This is a genomic window from Pseudomonas protegens, assembly GCF_003732485.1.
GTDB classification, from domain to species: domain Bacteria; phylum Pseudomonadota; class Gammaproteobacteria; order Pseudomonadales; family Pseudomonadaceae; genus Aquipseudomonas; species Aquipseudomonas protegens_B.
The window spans coordinates 85,210-102,261 of sequence record NZ_MOAK01000082.1 but is presented as its reverse complement, the minus strand read 5'-3'; the positions used below and the strand labels follow the sequence as shown (position 1 = coordinate 102,261).

General features: G+C 63.5%; 17 protein-coding genes. 6 read left to right on the top strand and 11 right to left on the bottom strand.

The features are described from left to right. The coding region (locus BLX41_RS36310) for a SulP family inorganic anion transporter (RefSeq protein WP_259745195.1) at positions 1–852 on the top strand (852 nt) is incomplete at its 5' end. A 371-nt stretch (positions 853–1,223) separates the two neighbouring features. Here BLX41_RS36310 and pepN read toward each other — a convergent pair. The 6 genes from pepN to BLX41_RS26155 are packed head-to-tail and all read right to left on the bottom strand — an operon-like array spanning position 1,224 to position 7,724. Then, entirely contained in the window at positions 1,224–3,881 is a 2,658-nt protein-coding gene (gene pepN, locus BLX41_RS26180) for an aminopeptidase N (RefSeq protein WP_123727234.1), read from the bottom strand. A gap of 12 nt (positions 3,882–3,893) precedes the next feature. After that, positions 3,894–4,724 carry a DUF2797 domain-containing protein gene (locus BLX41_RS26175; RefSeq protein WP_123727233.1) on the bottom strand — a complete coding sequence of 277 codons (831 nt, stop codon included), beginning with the start codon at positions 4,722–4,724 and terminating at the stop codon, positions 3,894–3,896. After that, on the bottom strand, positions 4,721–4,981 hold the full coding sequence (locus tag BLX41_RS26170; RefSeq protein ID WP_123727232.1) for a YeaC family protein: 261 nt from the start codon (positions 4,979–4,981) through the stop codon (positions 4,721–4,723). The genes BLX41_RS26175 and BLX41_RS26170 overlap by 4 nt, the downstream gene beginning before the upstream one ends. A gap of 15 nt (positions 4,982–4,996) precedes the next feature. Then, a complete protein-coding gene (locus BLX41_RS26165) occupies positions 4,997–5,866 on the bottom strand; it encodes a rhomboid family intramembrane serine protease (RefSeq protein ID WP_123727231.1) in 870 nt (289 codons plus the stop codon). Further along, positions 5,863–6,837, bottom strand: a complete 975-nt coding sequence (locus BLX41_RS26160; RefSeq protein ID WP_185073803.1) for a metallophosphoesterase — start codon at positions 6,835–6,837, stop codon at positions 5,863–5,865. Before BLX41_RS26160 ends, BLX41_RS26165 begins: the two co-directional genes overlap by 4 nt. After that, positions 6,834–7,724 (bottom strand): NAD(+) kinase, encoded by an 891-nt coding sequence (locus BLX41_RS26155; protein ID WP_007920913.1) that lies wholly within the window; start codon positions 7,722–7,724, stop codon positions 6,834–6,836. The genes BLX41_RS26160 and BLX41_RS26155 overlap by 4 nt, the downstream gene beginning before the upstream one ends. 162 nt (positions 7,725–7,886) lie before the next feature. Here BLX41_RS26155 and BLX41_RS26150 point away from each other — a divergent pair, with 162 nt between their 5' ends. Further along, positions 7,887–8,840, top strand: a complete 954-nt coding sequence (locus BLX41_RS26150) for a DUF1853 family protein (RefSeq protein WP_185073794.1) — start codon at positions 7,887–7,889, stop codon at positions 8,838–8,840. Between the two features lie 87 nt (positions 8,841–8,927). On the opposite strand, the gene BLX41_RS26145 is transcribed toward BLX41_RS26150, so the two are convergent. Together BLX41_RS26145 and BLX41_RS26140 are read right to left on the bottom strand one after the other, a co-directional pair. Beyond that, a complete protein-coding gene (locus tag BLX41_RS26145) occupies positions 8,928–10,214 on the bottom strand; it encodes an arsenic transporter (protein WP_123727229.1) in 1,287 nt (428 codons plus the stop codon). Between the two features lie 124 nt (positions 10,215–10,338). Then, the gene (locus tag BLX41_RS26140; protein WP_123727228.1) at positions 10,339–10,896 is read right to left on the bottom strand and encodes an NADPH-dependent FMN reductase; all 558 of its coding nucleotides are present in this window, start codon (positions 10,894–10,896) and stop codon (positions 10,339–10,341) included. Between the two features lie 216 nt (positions 10,897–11,112). Between BLX41_RS26140 and BLX41_RS26135 the strand changes: the two genes are divergently transcribed. Next, positions 11,113–11,349, top strand: coding sequence for a hypothetical protein (locus BLX41_RS26135; RefSeq protein ID WP_123727227.1), 237 nt, complete (start codon positions 11,113–11,115; stop codon positions 11,347–11,349). A 74-nt stretch (positions 11,350–11,423) separates the two neighbouring features. After that, positions 11,424–12,317: a LysR family transcriptional regulator gene (locus tag BLX41_RS26130; protein WP_123727226.1), complete on the top strand. Its 894-nt coding sequence runs from the start codon at positions 11,424–11,426 to the stop codon at positions 12,315–12,317. 5 nt (positions 12,318–12,322) lie between these two features. Here the strand turns inward: BLX41_RS26130 and BLX41_RS26125 are convergent, their stop codons facing one another. The 3 genes from BLX41_RS26125 to dnaQ all read right to left on the bottom strand — a co-directional run bounded on the left by BLX41_RS26125 (position 12,323) and on the right by dnaQ (position 16,094). Next, positions 12,323–12,901: a GNAT family N-acetyltransferase gene (locus tag BLX41_RS26125; RefSeq protein ID WP_123727225.1), complete on the bottom strand. Its 579-nt coding sequence runs from the start codon at positions 12,899–12,901 to the stop codon at positions 12,323–12,325. 14 nt (positions 12,902–12,915) lie between these two features. After that, positions 12,916–15,171 (bottom strand): Orn/Lys/Arg family decarboxylase, encoded by a 2,256-nt coding sequence (locus tag BLX41_RS26120; protein ID WP_123727224.1) that lies wholly within the window; start codon positions 15,169–15,171, stop codon positions 12,916–12,918. A 173-nt stretch (positions 15,172–15,344) separates the two neighbouring features. After that, positions 15,345–16,094, bottom strand: coding sequence for a DNA polymerase III subunit epsilon (gene dnaQ, locus BLX41_RS26115; protein ID WP_123727223.1), 750 nt, complete (start codon positions 16,092–16,094; stop codon positions 15,345–15,347). 196 nt (positions 16,095–16,290) lie between these two features. On the opposite strand from dnaQ, the gene BLX41_RS26110 reads away from it, so the two are divergent. Then, positions 16,291–16,614: a DUF2388 domain-containing protein gene (locus BLX41_RS26110; protein WP_123727222.1), complete on the top strand. Its 324-nt coding sequence runs from the start codon at positions 16,291–16,293 to the stop codon at positions 16,612–16,614. Between the two features lie 156 nt (positions 16,615–16,770). Further along, positions 16,771–17,052 (top strand): glycerophosphodiester phosphodiesterase family protein (locus BLX41_RS36305; RefSeq protein WP_259745192.1); only part of this gene is annotated, 282 nt, incomplete at its 3' end.

Genomic DNA, 17,052 nt, shown 5'->3' with positions numbered 1-17,052 from the left:
GGCGGGGCCGCCCCCCGCCATGACTCCAACCAGGAGTTGATCGGCCAGGGGATCGCCAACCTGGCCACACCGCTGTTTGGCGGATTCGCCGCCACCGGCGCCATTGCCCGCACCGCCACCAACATCCGCAACGGCGGCAGCAGCCCGCTGGCCGGCATCACCCACGCCGTGGTGCTGGTGCTGATCATCCTGTTTCTCGCGCCGCTGGCGGCGGATATCCCATTGTGTGCCCTGGCGGCGATCCTGTTCGTGGTGGCCTACAACATGAGTGAGCTGCACCACTTCAAGCGCATGGTGCAACGCGCACCCCGGGCGGATGTGGCGATCCTGCTGTGTACCTTTGTGCTGACGGTGTTCAGTGATCTGGTGATCGCGGTGAACATTGGAGTGATCCTGGCGATGCTGCATTTCCTGCGGCGCATGGCCTCCTCGGTGGAGGTGCAGCAGGTGGTGGGAGAGGATCTGGAAAACGAACTGCGCGACAAAGGGCGCGGGCACCTGCCACCGGGAGTGCTGATCTACACCATCGAAGGGCCGTTGTTCTTTGGCGCGGCAGAAACCTTTGAACGGGCCCTGGCCCAGACCCACAGCGATCCCAGGCTGCTGATCATCCGCCTCAAGCATGTACCGTTCATGGACATCACCGGGCTGCAGACCCTGGAGGAAGTGATTGGCCAGCTGCACAAGCGCGCGATTGTGGTGAAACTGTGCGAAGCCAACCTGAAGGTCCACACCAAGCTTGAGCGAGTGGGCATCCTGCACGCCATTGGCGTGCAGAACTATCACCGCGACTTGAGCGAAGCGTTACAGAGCGAAATCCCCCCTGCCCCCACACCACCACCGCTCTCGTAGGAGCTGGCTTGCCAGCGAAAGCGATGCTCGAGGCGGTGCAAGGCTTGAGGGCCTGTTCGCCGGCAAGCCGGCTCCTACACGGGGTGTGCGGTGGTTTGGGCCACCGTAGGAGCTGGCTTGCCAGCGAAGGCAATGCCAGAGGCGGTGCAAGGCTTGAGGGCCTCTTCGCCGGCAAGCCGGCTCCTACACGGGGTGTGCGGTGGTTTGGGCCACCGTAGGAGCTGGCTTGCCAGCGAAGGCGATGCCGGAGGCGGTGCAAGGCTTGAGGGCCTCTTCGCCGGCAAGCCGGCTCCTACACGGGATGTGCGGTGGTTTGGGCCACCGTAGGAGCTGGCTTGCCAGCGAAGGCGATGCCGGGGGCGATATAAACCTCAGGCGAGGCTTTTGCTCACCACTTCAAAGACATCGCTGGAGAGCTCGCCGGAGGCGCGGATGCGCTCCAGTTCACCCTTCATCAACGCCTGGCGGGCGCTGTCGTATTTGCGCCAGCGAGTCAGCGGCGCCAGTTGCCGCGAGGCAATCTGCGGGTTGAAGCCGTTGAGCTGGATCACCAGATCCGCCAGGAAGCGATAACCCGAACCGTCGGCCGCGTGGAAGTTGATCAGGTTCTGCCCGGCAAAAGCCCCCACCAACGCCCGCACCTTGTTCGGGTTCTTGATGTTGAACGCCGGGTGCTGCATCAGCGCCTTGACCCGCTCCAGGCCGCCCGGCAACGGGCTGCCGGCCTGGACGCTGAACCACTGGTCCATGACCAGGGCGTTGTCCTTGAAGTTCTCGGCGAACACCGCCAGGGCCTGGGCCTTCTCGGCCTCGAACGGCGAGTTGACCAGCACCGCCAGGGCGGTGAGGCGCTCGGTCATGTTGTCGGCGCTGTCGAACTGTTCGATGGCCACCGCCAGCACTTCGGGCTTGCGGGTCAACATCAGGTACGACAGGGCAATGTTCTGCAACGCACGACGGGCGAAGTGCTCGGACTCGGCCACATAGGCCGTGGCCTTGGACACTGCCCGGTTGGCCTGATAACGCTTCCATAGCGCGTCGAACAGGCTGTCAGCCAGTTGCTGACGGGCAAACTCGCGAGCCGCGTGGATCGCCTCGACATCCGCCACTTCGCTGATTTCGGTCAGATAGGCCTCGCCCGGCAGGGACAGCATCTCCGCGACCATGGCCTGGTCCAGGCTGTCATCCGCCAGCACGGTGCCCAGGGCGGTCACCAGACGTTTGTCCATCACCAGTGCCTGACCCTGCTGATGCTGGGCAATCAGTTCTTGCAGCACTTGCACGGCCAACTGCTGGCCGGCGTCCCAACGGTTGAAACCGTCGCTGTCGTGCTGCATGAGGAACATCAGTTGGTCGCGGCTGTAGGGGAAGCCCAGCTTCACCGGCGCCGAGAAGCCCCGCAGCAGCGATGGCAACGGATGTTCGGCAATATCGACGAAGGTGAAGGTCTGCTCGGCCTCGGTCACCGAGATCACCCGGGACGTCCCCTGGGCGGCGTTTTCGCCGGACAGGCGCAAGGCAATGCCCGCCCCTTTGGAGTCCAGCAGGCCCAGTTCCACCGGGATCACGAACGGCAGCTTCTCCACCTTGTCCGGGGTCTGCGGGCAGCTCTGGCGGAAGGTCAGGCTGTAGGTCTTGGCCGCTGCGTCGTAGGACTCGCTGACTGCCAACCGTGGCGTGCCGGCCTGGCTGTACCAGCGCTTGAACTGGCTCAGATCAACACCATTGGCGTCTTCCATGGCCTTGACGAAGTCGTCACAGGTCACGGCCTGACCGTCATGGCGTTCGAAGTACAGGTCGCTGCCCTTACGGAAGCCTTCAGCCCCGAGCAAGGTGTGGATCATGCCCACCACTTCCGAACCCTTTTCGTACACGGTCAGGGTGTAGAAGTTGGAAATCTCGATAAAGCTTTCCGGGCGCACGGCATGGGCCATGGGACCGGCGTCTTCGGCGAACTGGTGGGTGCGCAGGTAGGCCACGTCCTGAATGCGCTTGACGGTGCGCGAGTTCATGTCCGAGGAGAAACCGGCATCGCGGAACACCGTGAAGCCTTCCTTGAGCGACAGCTGGAACCAGTCGCGGCAGGTCACGCGGTTGCCCGACCAGTTGTGGAAGTATTCGTGGGCGACGATGGCCTCGACCCGCTGGTGGGCGGCGTCGGTGGCAGTTTCGGCACGGGCCAGCACGGCGCTGGAGTTGAAGATGTTCAGGCCCTTGTTTTCCATGGCGCCCATGTTGAAGTCGTTCACCGCGACGATCATGAAGATGTCCAGGTCGTATTCACGGCCGTAGGTTTCTTCGTCCCAGCGCATGGACTTCTTCAGGCTGTTCATCGCGTGCTGGCACTTGTCGATGTTTTCCGGCTCGACATAGATGCGCAGCGCCACATCGCGGCCGCTCTGGGTGCGGAAGCTGTCTTCGACGCACCACAGGTCACCGGCCACCAGGGCGAACAGGTAGGCCGGTTTCATGAACGGGTCTTCCCAGGTCGCCCAGTGCCGGCCGTCTTCACCGGGGCCGCTGGCGATGGGGTTGCCGTTGGAGAGCAATACCGGATAGCTGTGCTGCTCGGCCACCACGGTGGTGGTGAACTTGCTCATCACGTCCGGGCGATCGAGGTAATAGGTGATCTTGCGAAAGCCCTCGGCCTCGCACTGGGTGCAGAACATGCCGCTGGACTTGTACAGGCCTTCCAGGGCGGTGTTGCTTTCCGGGTGGATCTTCACGCTGGTGTCCAGGGTGAAGCTGGCGCTGGTGGGGTGCAGGGTCAGGTGGCTGTCGTCCAACTGGTAGTCGTCAGCACTCAGCGGCTGATCGGACAGGCTTACCGACAGCAGCTCCAGCTGCTGGCCATCCAGCACCAGCGGTGGCAGGCCGGCGCCTCGGGCCGGGTTGCGACGCATCACCAGCTGCGCATGGACCAGGCTGTGGTCCTCGAACAACTCGAAGGTCAGGTGGGTCTCGTCGATCAGGTACTCGGGGGCCTGATAGTCCTTCAGGTAGATCATCTTCGGTTGGTCGGTGCGCATGGCGAATTCCTTCTACTGATGCACGGCGAGCTGGTACGCCGTGTATTTGCGAATGTTGATCACGCCGGTGTCGAAGATCAGGTACTGACCCTTGATCCCCAGCAGTGTGCCTTCGGCGATCGGATTCTTGTCCAGGTTGAAGCTGACGATCTTGGTCGGGTACTCCACGACCGGGTAACGCATTTCCAGGGGCTCGATGTCAGTCACCGGCTGGATCGCCTGCAAGCCGAAACGCTCCTGCAGCGCCAGCAGGCCCTCGGCGCAGGAGGCGAACAACTGCTCGCGCACCTGGGCCAGGTCCACGGGCTGGGCATCGCCCTTGAGCAGCGCGCGCCAATTGGTCTTGTCGGCCACCTGGGAACGGAACAGGTCCTCGACGAACCCCGACTGCTGGCGGGTCGCCACGCGCATGATCGGCAGCGCCTGGCTGGCACCCTGGTCGAGCCAGCGGGTGGGCAACTGGGTGGCGCGGGTGATGCCGACCTTGATCCCCGAGGAATTGGCCAGGTAGACCACGTGATCGGTCATGCAGAACTGCTCGCCCCAGGACGGATCGCGGCACGTGCCGGCGTCGTAGTGGCAGCGTTCCGGACTCATGATGCAGAGATCGCACTGGGCCAGCTTGGTCATGCACGGGTAGCAGTAGCCCTGGCTGAAGCTGGTCTTGGTCTTGCGCCCGCAGTGGGTGCAGTGGATCGCCCCCAGGTATTCCAGGCGCACCTGGGTACCGATCAGGGGATTGACCGGCACCTCGGTGTCACCCAGGCGAAAAGCGTACTGAACGTTCGGCCCGTCAAGGCGTGCCGACATTTTGCTGATGGAGCCGCGGCCAATCTCGATCAATGGATGGCATCCGACTTGAACAGGATGTTCGGCACCGGCGCCGACTTCGAGGCGCATTCCTGCGGGCCCATGTAACCGGTGCGCTGGTCCTCGGGCAGATTCTGCATTTCCCAGGCGATCATTGCCTGCAGGGACAGTTCGCGCTGCTCGGCGGTGAGCTTGCGGCCATCGGACCATTTGCCGATCTCTACCGCCAGTTTCAGGCTCTGGTAGATATCGGGGGTGATGTTTTCGATCATTTCGACAAAGGACGACATACAAGACTCCAGCATTTAAAGGGCCAGTTTACGGCGACTGTACAAGCCGCCCAACAAGCCGGTGAGGCAACCGACGAGCAGCCCGCCGACGTGGGCGGCGTTGGCGATTTCGCCGAAACCGATCATCGACACCAGCCCGGACAGGCACAGCAGCAGCCACACCAGCATCATCACCAGCACGCCCCGGGGCAGACGGTAGATGGGGTTGGGGGACAATAATTGGTAGATCCAGCAATGCCCGAGCAGACCGTAGAGCACCCCGGACAGGCCGCCGAACAGGGTCGGGCCACTGAAATAGTATTGGGCGTAGTTGGACACCAGGCTGAACAGCAGGGTCAAGCCCAGCAGGTTGATGCTGCCCTGGCGCAACTCGATGCGCCGCCCCAGTTCCCAGTACCACATGCCGTTCATGGCGATATGCAGGATGCCGAAGTGGATCAGCATCGGTGTCACCAGGCGCCACCACTGCCCCGCCGCCAGGCTGTCGGCCAGGGAGCTGAACTGGATGTAGTCGCCGACCACGCGAAACTCGAGGAAGGTGAACCAGCCGAGGGTTTGCAGGTTGTCCCCCAGCAGGGTGATGCCGCAAACCGCCAGGCTCAGCAGCAGGATCAGTGCAGTGATCGGGCTGCGGCGCAACTGTTCCCCCAGGCCGACGCGGGCCGGGGTCGCGGGTTGCGGGATGTCCAGTTGCTGTTCGGGATCGCCCTGGGGAAAGCGCTGGTACAGGCCCCGCACATCCTCACTGATGGATTCCGGCACCCAGAGCACCTGTTCGCCGGCCTCTTCACTGACCCGGTGGGGCACCTGCATCCGCTGCAGCAGCTTGACGAAACCACTCAGATCCGTGGCCAGGGGCAGACGCAAAACCGCTACCGCGCTCATCGCAATACCTCGGGGCGCTCGACGTCGACCCAGACAAATTTATTCGGGTCCAGGCGGGTTTCCTGGTCCAGCCGATACGCGGCGAGCTTGCCGTAGAGCACCGCACTGTAATCCAGGCACGCCAGGTTGGGTCGGATCGGCGCCGGCTTGCCGCTGCGCCAATAGTGACCGACGAACAACATCGGTTCGTCGGCGCCGTAGCGCAGCAGGCTGTTTTTCTCGGCCGGGGACAACGGCGTGCGCGCCACCGGATCGGGCAAGGCATCGGGCTGAAAGACAATGTCGCCGTAGGTCTGCGGGTCGTCTTCCCAGAACTTGGTACGGAAGAACGCCCGGGTCAGGCCGTCGCCACTGGTCATGGTCAGGCCATGGGGCAAGCGCATGTCGGTGCCCCGCAACAGGCGATCGAAGGCCGTGCTGGCAAAACTGTCGGGCAGCGCCGAAGCCTGGAGAAAGGCTCGATCAATGCAGCCGTCCGGATATTGCTGGCGCAGGGGCGCGATCAGGCCGGCATCCCAGCAAGCGTGCACCACACGGAAACGGCCGGCGTCGACGAACAGCGGCAATTCATAGAACCACTCGAGGAAGTCGTGCCAGTCGCCGGGATGCTGTTCGAACTGGGTCAGGGTTTCGTGGATCAGTCGGGCGTGGCGCGGGGTATGTTCGCGCACGAACTGCTTGCCACTGCCGGCGGCCGCCGGGGTGCTCCAGCCCAGGGCGTTGAACTCATGGTTGCCCATGATGCACAGCGCCTGACCGGCCACGACCATGTCGTGGACGATATGCAGGGATTCACGGATTCGCGGGCCGCGGTCGATGATATCGCCAAGGAACACGGCCATGCGCGACGGGTGCCGCCAGACGCCGCCCTGCTTGTGATAACCGAGCCGATCCAGCAAGTGCTCCAGGGTCAGGGCGCAACCGTGCACGTCACCGATCAGGTCGTAGCTACGCGCGGGATCGAGCATCAGTCGCCTCCACCGCCCAGTCGGCTGCCCCAGCCGAGTTTGGTCCGACAGACCTCGTAGTAGTTGTGGTCCAGCGGATGGATCAGGCGCAGCTTCTGCGCCTTCTTGCTGACCGTGATGGTGTCGCCCGGGGCACAGGTGAAGTGGTTCTGCCCGTCACAGGAGACTTGCGGATAGATCTGCATATCTTTGGACACGACGATTTTCAGCTCACTGTTGCCATCGACCACGATCGGCCTTCCAGACAAGGTATGGGGGTACATCGGCACAATCACAATGGCATCCAGCTTGGGATGCATGATCGGTCCGCCGGCGGACAGCGCATAGGCCGTGGAACCGGTGGGCGTGGCGACGATCAGGCCGTCGGCCTTCTGGCTGCAGACGAACTGGCCGTCGATGTAGATCTCGAACTCGATCATCCGCGTCGACTTGCCCGGGTGCAGCACCACGTCATTCAATGCGTCGCCCTGACCGATGGCCTCGGCATGGCGACGGACTTCGGCCTGCAGCAGGAAGCGGTTTTCCACCAGGTAGTGGCCGTCGAGCACCTCGGCGACCTTGACTTCCAGCTCATCGGGGCGGATGTCGGTGAGAAAGCCCAGGCTGCCGCGGTTGATCCCCAGCACCGGAATATTGTGCCGGGCCAGGGCCCGGGCGGCGCCCAGCAGGCTACCGTCGCCACCGACCACGATCACCATGTCGCAGACCTCGCCCAACAGCTTGCGCGAGGAAGTCTGCAGACCGTGGCCCGGCAGCACTTCGGCGATGGTGTCTTCAAGGATCACGTGCAGGTGGCGCGCCAGCAGAAACTTCTTCAGTCGGCGAACTGTGTCCAGCACCTGGGAACTGCCCAGGCGACCGATAATGCCGATATTGCGAAACTGCTCCATGGGGCTCCTGCGGGATTCGGGTACGGGCGAAACGGAGGATTATGGGCGAAACCCGGCGTTAGACAAAATCCTTTCAGCCACTGGCGCTTGGGAACAGCCAACGCAACTGCGAGTGGCACGCATTTATCGCGAACGGCACTGGTTTGCGTCTATGCTCGCAAGATGCTCCTGTTCCCGGATTTGCTCAGCCTCCCCCGCCAGTTGCGTCAACCTGAAGTCCGCGACCTCGCCTGGGTCATCCTCGCGCCGCCGATGCTCAGCCATACGCCCTGGCCACAGCGCCATCCCCTGGCCGGCAGCGACTGGGTACAGGCGCCGCAACTGCTGGCCCACTGGCTGCGATGCCAGGATCTGGACAGCCGCGCCTTGCGCCATTGGCTGACTCAGGGACGGACCCGGCGCCTGGGCCTGTACTACGAACGCCTCTGGCAATTTGCCGTGCAGCATGCGCCGGGGGTGGAACTGCTGGCGGCCAACCTGCCGATCCGCCGTGAGGGCCACACCCTCGGTGAACTGGACATGCTGCTGCGCGACCGCGAAGGCGTGCATCACCTGGAACTGGCGATCAAGCTGTACCTGGGCCCGCAGCACGGCAACGGCAGCGACAGCGCACAATGGCTTGGCCCGGGCTGCCACGACCGCCTGGACCGCAAGCTGGCGCACCTGGACGAACACCAACTGCCGATTTCCGCCCGAGCCGAAAGCCGCGAAGCCCTGGCGGCGCTGGATATCCAGCAGTTCAGCGCCCACTTGTGGCTGGGGGGCTACCTGCTCTATCCCTGGCCGGGTCACGCCGAACCGCCCCAAGGCGCTCACCCGCAGCACCTGCGGGGGCGCTGGCTGCATCAGCGGGACTGGCCCGCCTTCATCGCCCAGAGCGCACCCGGACGCTGGCAGCCCCTGCCCCGCCACGCCTGGCTGGCGCCGGCTCACTATCCGGCCGATCAGGCCTGGACGGCCGGACAACTGCAGCAATGGCTGGCGGAGCTTGATCCCCAGGCACCGGCGCAGTTGCTGGTACGGCTCGAGGAAACCCCTGAAGGTGGCTGGGAAGAAGCCGAACGGCTGTTCCTGGTGGCCGATCTCTGGCCCCATGTCCCCGCGCAGCAGCCCTGACAACCTACCGTAGGAGCCGGCTTGCCAGCGAAGGCGCTCCTGAGGGCGCCACAAGACTGAAAGGCCTCTTCGCCGGCAAGCCGGCTCCTACATCAGAGACAGGCGCAACGCCAGCGCCACCAGGGTAACCAGCAGCACCGGCAGTGTCAGCACGATGCCAACCCGGAAGTAATACCCCCAGCCGATATGAATGCCCTTGCGCTCCAGCACATGCAGCCAGAGCAAGGTCGCCAGGCTGCCGATGGGGGTGATCTTCGGCCCCAGGTCACTGCCGATCACATTGGCATAGATCATCGCCTCCTTGACCACCCCCGTGGCCTGGCTGGCATCGATGGACAAGGCAGCGATCAGCACCGTGGGCAAATTGTTCATCACCGATGACAGCCCCGCCGTGAGCAATCCGGTACCCAGCGCCGCCCCCCAGACCCCGCCGGCGGCGAAGCCGTCGAGCCATCCCGCCAAGTGCCCGGTCAGCCCGGCATTACGCAAGCCGTAGACCACCAGATACATGCCCAAGGAGAAAATCACGATCTGCCACGGCGCCTCCTTGAGCACCTTGCGGGTGGAAATCCTGTGTCCGCGAGCCGCAATCACCAGCAGCAGGGTCGCGCAGACGGCAGAAATGGCGCTGATGGGAATCCCCAGGGGCTCCAGGGCAAAACAGCCCAGCAGCAGGATCAGCAGCACCCACCAGCCGGCGATGAAGGTCGCCCGGTCATGGATGGCGCTGCCGGGTTCGGCCAGCTGCTGCGGATCGTAATCGTCGGGAATGTCCCGGCGAAAAAACCACAGCAGCACCGCCAGGGTCGCGGCGACGCTCACCAGATTGACCGGAAGCATCACCGCCGCATACCGGTTGAAACCTATCTTGAAAAAATCCGCCGAGACGATGTTCACCAGGTTCGACACCACCAGCGGCAGACTCGCGGTGTCGGCGATGAAGCCGGCACCCATGACGAAAGCCAGGGTAGTGGCGGCAGAAAAGCGCAAGGCCAGCAGCATGGAAATGACGATGGGCGTGAGGATCAGCGCCGCGCCGTCGTTGGCGAACAGTGCCGACACCAAGGCTCCCAGCAGCACCATGAAGGCGAACAGGCGTCGCCCCCTGCCCCGCCCCCAGCGCGCCACATGCAGGGCCGCCCAGGCGAAGAATCCGGCTTCATCCAGCAACAGGCTGATGATGATCAGCGCGACGAAGGTGCCGGTAGCGTTCCAGATGATCTGCCACACCACCGGGATATCGGCCAGGTGCACCACGCCACAGAGCAGCGCCAGGAGCGCGCCGAACACTGCGCTCCAACCGACGCCCAGGCCTTTGGGCTGCCAGATCACCAGGGTAATGGTCAGCAGGAAGATCGATACTGCAATCAGCATGAGAGCGGTTCTTGATTATGCAGGAGCCGGCTTGTCGGCGCAGGCGACCTACAGGGCGCCACAAGACTCAAGGGCCTGTTCGCCGGCAAGCCGGCTCCTACGACAGCAGGGGGATGTTGGGGGGTCAGGCTTTCTTGTGCTGCTCGACCCATTGGCCGTAGGCGGTGATGAAGTTCTGCAGGAACGGCCGGGTAGCGTCCGACAGCTTGCCCGCTTCGTCGAACGCCGCGCCGGCACCGCCCAGGTAGGCTTCGGGCTGCTGCATGCACGGCACATTGAGGAATACCAGGGACTGGCGCAGGTGGTGGTTGGCACCAAAACCACCGATGGCCCCCGGGGACACGCTGATCACCGCTCCAGGCTTGCCGCTCCAGGCACTTTTGCCATAGGGACGCGAACCGACGTCGATGGCGTTCTTCAGGGCTGCCGGTACCGAGCGGTTGTATTCCGGGGTGACGAACAGTACGGCGTCGGCGGCGCCGATCTGCTCGCGAAAGCGGGTGTAGGCCGCTGGCGGCGTCACGTCGATGTCTTCGTTGTACAGCGGCAAATCGCCAATCTCGACGATGCTCAACTGCAGGTTCGCCGGCGCCAGCTCGGCCAGCGCCAGGGCCACCTTGCGATTCAGGGATTGTTTTCTCAGACTGCCGACCAGCACTGCGACTTTGTAGACATTGCTCATTGCAGATTCCAACCCTTGGCTTGAAGAAGGTGTTAGTTATAGATGAGCCAGGGGGTCGCTTGCTACCCCGCACCCGCCATTTCCCGGCATAACCTCCGGACCCGGGACGTCGTCTGCGGCGACGACGGATTATTTTTTCCGGCCGGCAAAACTTACCTTGCACACACCGGGTCTACAGCACCGAATTTGCGTGTTTTATCTCCAGAGGCTCTAAAGATGGCTGCAGTACTTGTCGGACAATTCCATGCAAGAGATGCCGAGGGACGGGTGTATTCAGTGCACGAGTTCCAGGAATCCATGCCCGCGCAGGGCGACCTGGCCAGCTCGGAGCCCGTTACCACCTACCGCCTGGCCATTGGCGACCGGGTCAAGAAGCTCGATGACAATCAGTTCCTGCTGGTGCAATCGGACGTCACCATCGTGCGGGAGCCGGAAACCTATGTCAGTGAGTGATCATGCCCGCCGGCCCGGACTTGGGGTAGGATTCAACGCTTGACTCCCTAACCGGCTGGACATGGACTTCAAGCATGCGTTTACGTCATATCGAAGTGATTCAGGCGCTCCTGCAAACCGCCCACCTGGGCACCGCCGCCGAGCTGCTGCAACTCTCGGTGGCTGAAGTCGAGGCCTTGCTGCGTGATGCCGAAAGCCAGCTGGGGTTCATGCTGTTCGCCAGCGTTCGCGGGCGCTTGCAGGCCACCCGTGAGGCCCGGGAACTGCAACCGGCAATCAACCGGGTGTACGACACTTTCGAGCCGGTACAACGCCTGGCCGACAGCCTGAGGTTTCATCAGGCACCGCCTTTGCGCATCGTCGGCACGCCCCCTCTGGTCCAGCAACTGTTGCCCCAGTGCATCGCGGCCCTGCGCCGGCGCTTCGCCGATACGCCCTGCAGCCTCCTCAGCCAGAGCACCCGCGACATGGTCCACAGCCTGCTGCTGCACGACTGTGATCTGGGCCTGAGCCTGCATGACCCCGAACACCCGGACATCCACTGCCAGGCCCTGGCCCAGGGCAAGCTGTTTCTGCTGGCGCCCCATGGCTGGCTGCAGCCCAAACAGAAGTACGTGGCCCTGCAGGAACTGGCCGGCCAGGCCATGGTGGGCCTTGAGGGCCAGGACCCACTGAGCGTGATACTTGCCAGCAAGCTGCAGAATCTGCGGCCAAGCCCGGTGATCCAGACCCGGGTACAAACCTATCAGATGATGCGCAGCCTGGTGGAAGCCGGCGAAGGCCTGGCCATCGTCGACCCTTTCACTGCCGTGGGCGCCCGTGGCGCCGGGCTCGATGCCTGCCCCTTGTCGCCGCCCATCAGTGTCACGCTGTACGCCTTGCGCCGCAGTGCCGGCGAGGTCTCGCCCCTGCTCGGCGCCCTGCTGGAACTGCTGACTGAACAGGCCGAGACGCTGCTGGCCGGCTAGGAGCGTTACCCCCGAGGCTCATCGGCAAACAGCCGGTACCAGAAGATCGCCACCTCGCAAGTGTTCGAGTCGATGCCGCGATAACGCAGGTGATCCACCCCGCCCACCACGTAGCCGCAACGCTCATACAGGCGACAGGCTCCGAGATTGTTGTTCTGGGTTTCCAGCATCACCCCCGGCAACTGTTTCTTGCGACTCCAGAACTGCGCCACCTCCAGCAGCGCCTTGGCAACGCCATGCCGTCGGGCCGGCGCATGCACCGCCAACTCGTCGATATGCCCGTAGCCGTTCCAATTGGTGCTGACCACCACATGCCCCACGGGCTGGTCGTCAAGGTAGGCCATGAAGATTTCGCTGTCCGCAGCGTTGCGGTAACCGCTGAATTCTTCGGGATCGATGCCATAGCACTTGCGGTAAGGCACTATCCTGCGCAGCGGCCAGTCCGCCACCGGCATGCCCCGCCCGGCCTCGGCGTAGGCACTGACTTCGAAGCTGAAGTCGCTGCCCCAGATATAGGCGGCGAAGCCCTCGTCGGCCACACGGATCGCCAGTCCCGGATACTTGGGATTCACAACAGGTTGCATAGCAGGAAAACTCCTCACGCCTTGACGCAATCGACGGTGTACTGCCGGCCATTGCCCTGGTCGTCATGCTGCAGACCATGCACATCGGCGACGAACCCCGGGAAACTGCTATCGAAGGCTCGGGCAAAGGCCAGGTAGTCGATGATCGAGCGGGTCGATTCGGTGAACCGCTCACCGGGCATGATCAGCGGAATGCCCGGCGGGTATGGCACCAGCATCACCGCTGCGATACGCCCCTGCAGTTGATCGATGGACACCGCCTCCACTTCGCCGCGCACCAGATGGTCATAGGCATCGGCCGGCTTCATCGCCACCTCCGGCAACACCGTGTACATGCGCTTGAGGTGCTTGGCCGTGGCATTGCTGCGGTAGCAGGCGTGCAACTGGTCGCACAGATCCTGCAAGCCCATGCCCTGATAGCGCTGCGGGTCCTGCCCGGCCACGCTGGGCAGGCAACTGGCCAGACTGACATTGGCGTCGTAGTTGCGCTTGAACTCCAGGAGTTCGGTGAGCAGCGTGCTCCACTTGCCTTTGGTGATGCCCATGGAGAACAGCACCAGGAACGAATAGAGCCCGGTCTTCTCCACCACCAGCCCACGCTCCCAGAGGAACTTGCTGACCACCGCAGCGGGAATCCCGTGTTCGCTCAAGGCCCCGCCGGCGCTAAGGCCAGGCATCACCAGGGTCACCTTGATCGGATCGAGCAGCACATAATCGTCGGTGACGCCGGCAAAACCGTGCCACTCGCCTTCCGGCTCCAGCAACCAGTCGCCGGTGCGCACCTGATCGATGCCTTCGACCCGCTCCGGCTGCCAGATCGAGAACCACCAGTCATCGGCGGCGATGTTCTGCCGCAGATTGGCCAGGGCCCGGCGAAAGCTCAGGGCCTCATCGAACATTTCCTGCAGCAGCGAGCGCCCCGCCGGCCCTTCCATCATCGCCGAGGCCACATCCAGCGACGCGATGATGCTGTACTGGGGCGACGTCGAGATGTGCATCATGAAGGCTTCGTTGAAGCGATCGCGGTCCAGCTGGCGGGCACCGCCGTCCTGCACATGGATCATCGAAGCCTGGCTGAAAGCCGCCAACAGCTTGTGGGTGGAATGGGTGGTGAACACCAGGGGGCTGTCAGCGGAGCGCGAGGTGCCCATGCCGTAGCGCCCGGCGAAGAATTCGTGGAAGGCGGCATAGGCATACCAGGCCTCATCGAAATGCAGCACCTCGACGCTGTTGCCCAGGCTTTGCTTGATCAGCTCGGCGTTGTAGCAGAGCCCGTCATAGGTGGAGTTGGTGACCACCGCCAGTTTGACCTTGGGTGGCCGACCGCGGGTCAGCGGGCTGGCGTCGATCTTGGCCTGGATCGACTCGGGGCTGAACTCGCTCAAGGGAATCGGCCCGATGATCCCCAGCTCATTGCGTTCGGGACACAGGTACAGGGGAATGGCCCCGGTCATGATGATCGAGTGCAGCACCGACTTGTGGCAGTTGCGATCCACCAGCACCAGGTCATCGCGCCCCACCATGGAATGCCAGACGATCTTGTTGGCGGTGGAGGTGCCATTGATCACGAAGAAGGTGTGGTCGGCACCGAAATTGCGCGCCGCACGGGCCTCGGCTTCCGCCAGGGGCCCGGTGTGGTCCAGCAGCGAGCCCAGCTCCGGCACTGAAACCGAGAGGTCCGAACGCAGGGTGTTCTCCCCGAAGAACTGGTGGAACGCCTGCCCCACCGGGCTCTTGCGATAGGCCACGCCACCGCCGTGCCCCGGGGTGTGCCAGGAGTAGTTGGAGTCGGCGGTGTGCTGCACCAGGGCCTTGAAGAAGGGCGGCAGCAGGCCGTCAAGATAATTGCGCGCGGCCCGGGCCACTTGTCGGGCCAGGAACGGCACCGTGTCCTCGAACAGGTAGAGAATGCCCCGCAGCTGGTTGAGTTCGCTCATGGCATCGGCGGGGGCGTTTTCCAGGGTCATCTGCTCCCCCAGGGCGAAGATCGGCAGCAAGGGCGCACGCACCCGGGCCAGGCGGATCAGCTCCACCATGTTTTGCAGAAGATGGGTGTTTTCCCCGGCGCCCTCGGCAGCGATCAACATGCAGGCCAGGCCGTGATGGGTAGAGGCCACCAGCCGCCCTTCGGCGTAGTTGACCGCGGAAAAGATGCTGAATCCATCCTTTTCCAGCTCCCGGGCAATGCCTCGCACCCGGTCTCCCGCCACCGTGTCGGACTTGATATCGCGGTGCACGATCAGGATCGGAAACTGCAAGTCTTTATACATGGGGCAGGCTGTCCTGAGACGGCGGATGGGTCCCGCCAATGGACTCAGGGTAGAAGCTCCTGACGCTTCGTGTCATCCCAGGCAGGGGCACGGTGTAACAAAACGTCGCACTGGAACAATTGGCCCCTGGCTGCAGCGCAACAGTCTGCAGTAGAGGCCAGAGGTTCGGGGGTTTACTGCTGGGCTTCGAGCAATTGGGTCCACAGTGCCGGGCCGCCTGCAGACTTGGCGATGATCTCCAGACGGGTCTGGTGCTCGGCCAATTCGGCTTCGCTGGCCTGGATGATCCGCCCTCGCGGACGGTCGGCCGGCAAGCGGCGGATCTCCGAAGCCTGGCCCGCACCTTCGCCGGAGCCGTTGCCATCCGAGGCGTTACCCGCGAGGGACAGGCTGGTCTGGCCACCGGTCATGGTCAGGTAGACGTCGGCCAGAATCTCCGAGTCGAGCAAGGCGCCGTGCAATTCGCGGCCGGAGTTGTCGACACCGTAGCGCTTGCACAGGGCGTCCAGGCTGTTGCGCTGCCCCGGGTGCCGCTCACGCGCCATCATCAGGGTGTCGAGGATGGTGCAGTGCTGGGTGATGTCGGCCCGCTCGTGCTGCCCCATCAAGGCGAATTCGTTGTTGATGAAGCCAACGTCGAACGCCGCGTTATGGATGATCAGCTGCGCGCCCTGGATAAAGTCGAAGAACTCGTCGGCGACTTCGGCGAAACGCGGTTTGCCCACCAGGAACTCGTTGGTGATGCCGTGGACGCCGATGGCGCCCTCATCGCTCTCGCGATCCGGTTGCAGGTAAACATGGAAGTGCCGACCGGTCAGGCGCCGACCGATCAACTCGACGCAACCGATTTCAATGATCCGGTGGCCGTCGGTCACCGGCATGCCGGTGGTTTCGGTATCGAGTACAACAGATCTGTTGGCCATCAGGGGTCAGTTCTCAACGGTGAAAGTGTTTCAAAGCGCGGGATTTTAGCACGCTCTGGCGCCATCACACCCATGGCGGATTCACCAGGCCCCGGCATGTGCAGTTTTTAACAATCCTTCGCAAAGCTCCTGCAGTTCATTCAACGGCAAAGCGCTAGGGTGCGCGACGATATTTTCCGCCGGACCCAGCCCTGCCATGACCCCCAGCAAAACCCGACTGGCCTGCGTGCTCTGCGCCTGCCTGCTCGCCGACGTCGTCCAGGCCAGCGCCCTGGTGATCAGCACCGACATCAGCATGAGCCTGACCCTGAGCTCGACCGAAGGCAGTTCAAAAGCCAGCAGCTCATTCAAGGACAACAAACTCGTGCTCGCCGCCAAGACCGATGCCGCAGCCTTCGTCGCCAGCGCCGGCGAGATCCGCGGCGCCCGGCTGGAAGCCGCCCTGTTGCATATTCGCCAAGTACTGGGTGCCCCGCGCTACACCGACCTGGAACTGGCCAGCAGCATTCTGGCGCTCTGAACACAGCAGAACTGCCTGACGGCCACGCTGGCTAATTCGTCTCGCCCATCAGCCGTTTCTTTATAGAGACCAAGCCATTGCGCTACCGTAGCCCCCTGCCCAGGCGGACGGGTGCTGGCACCCGGCCTTGCGCTCGCTTCCAGGAAACGCCCTCCCATGCTCAAGACTCGACAGATCATCCCATTGCTGCTGGCCTCGGCCTTCATCAATGGCTGCTCCTCTCTTCCGGCAACCGACAGCGACAGCGAACAACGGCCGCTGATCGTTGCCCATCGCGGCGGCGCCGCGGACTTTCCCGAGAACACCCTGCTGGCCATCGACAACGCCTTGGGCAACCGCGTCGACATGCTCTGGCTGACGGTGCAACTGAGCCGCGATGGCGTACCGGTGCTGTACCGACCGGCCGACCTGAGCGCCAATACCCAGGCTACAGGCGCG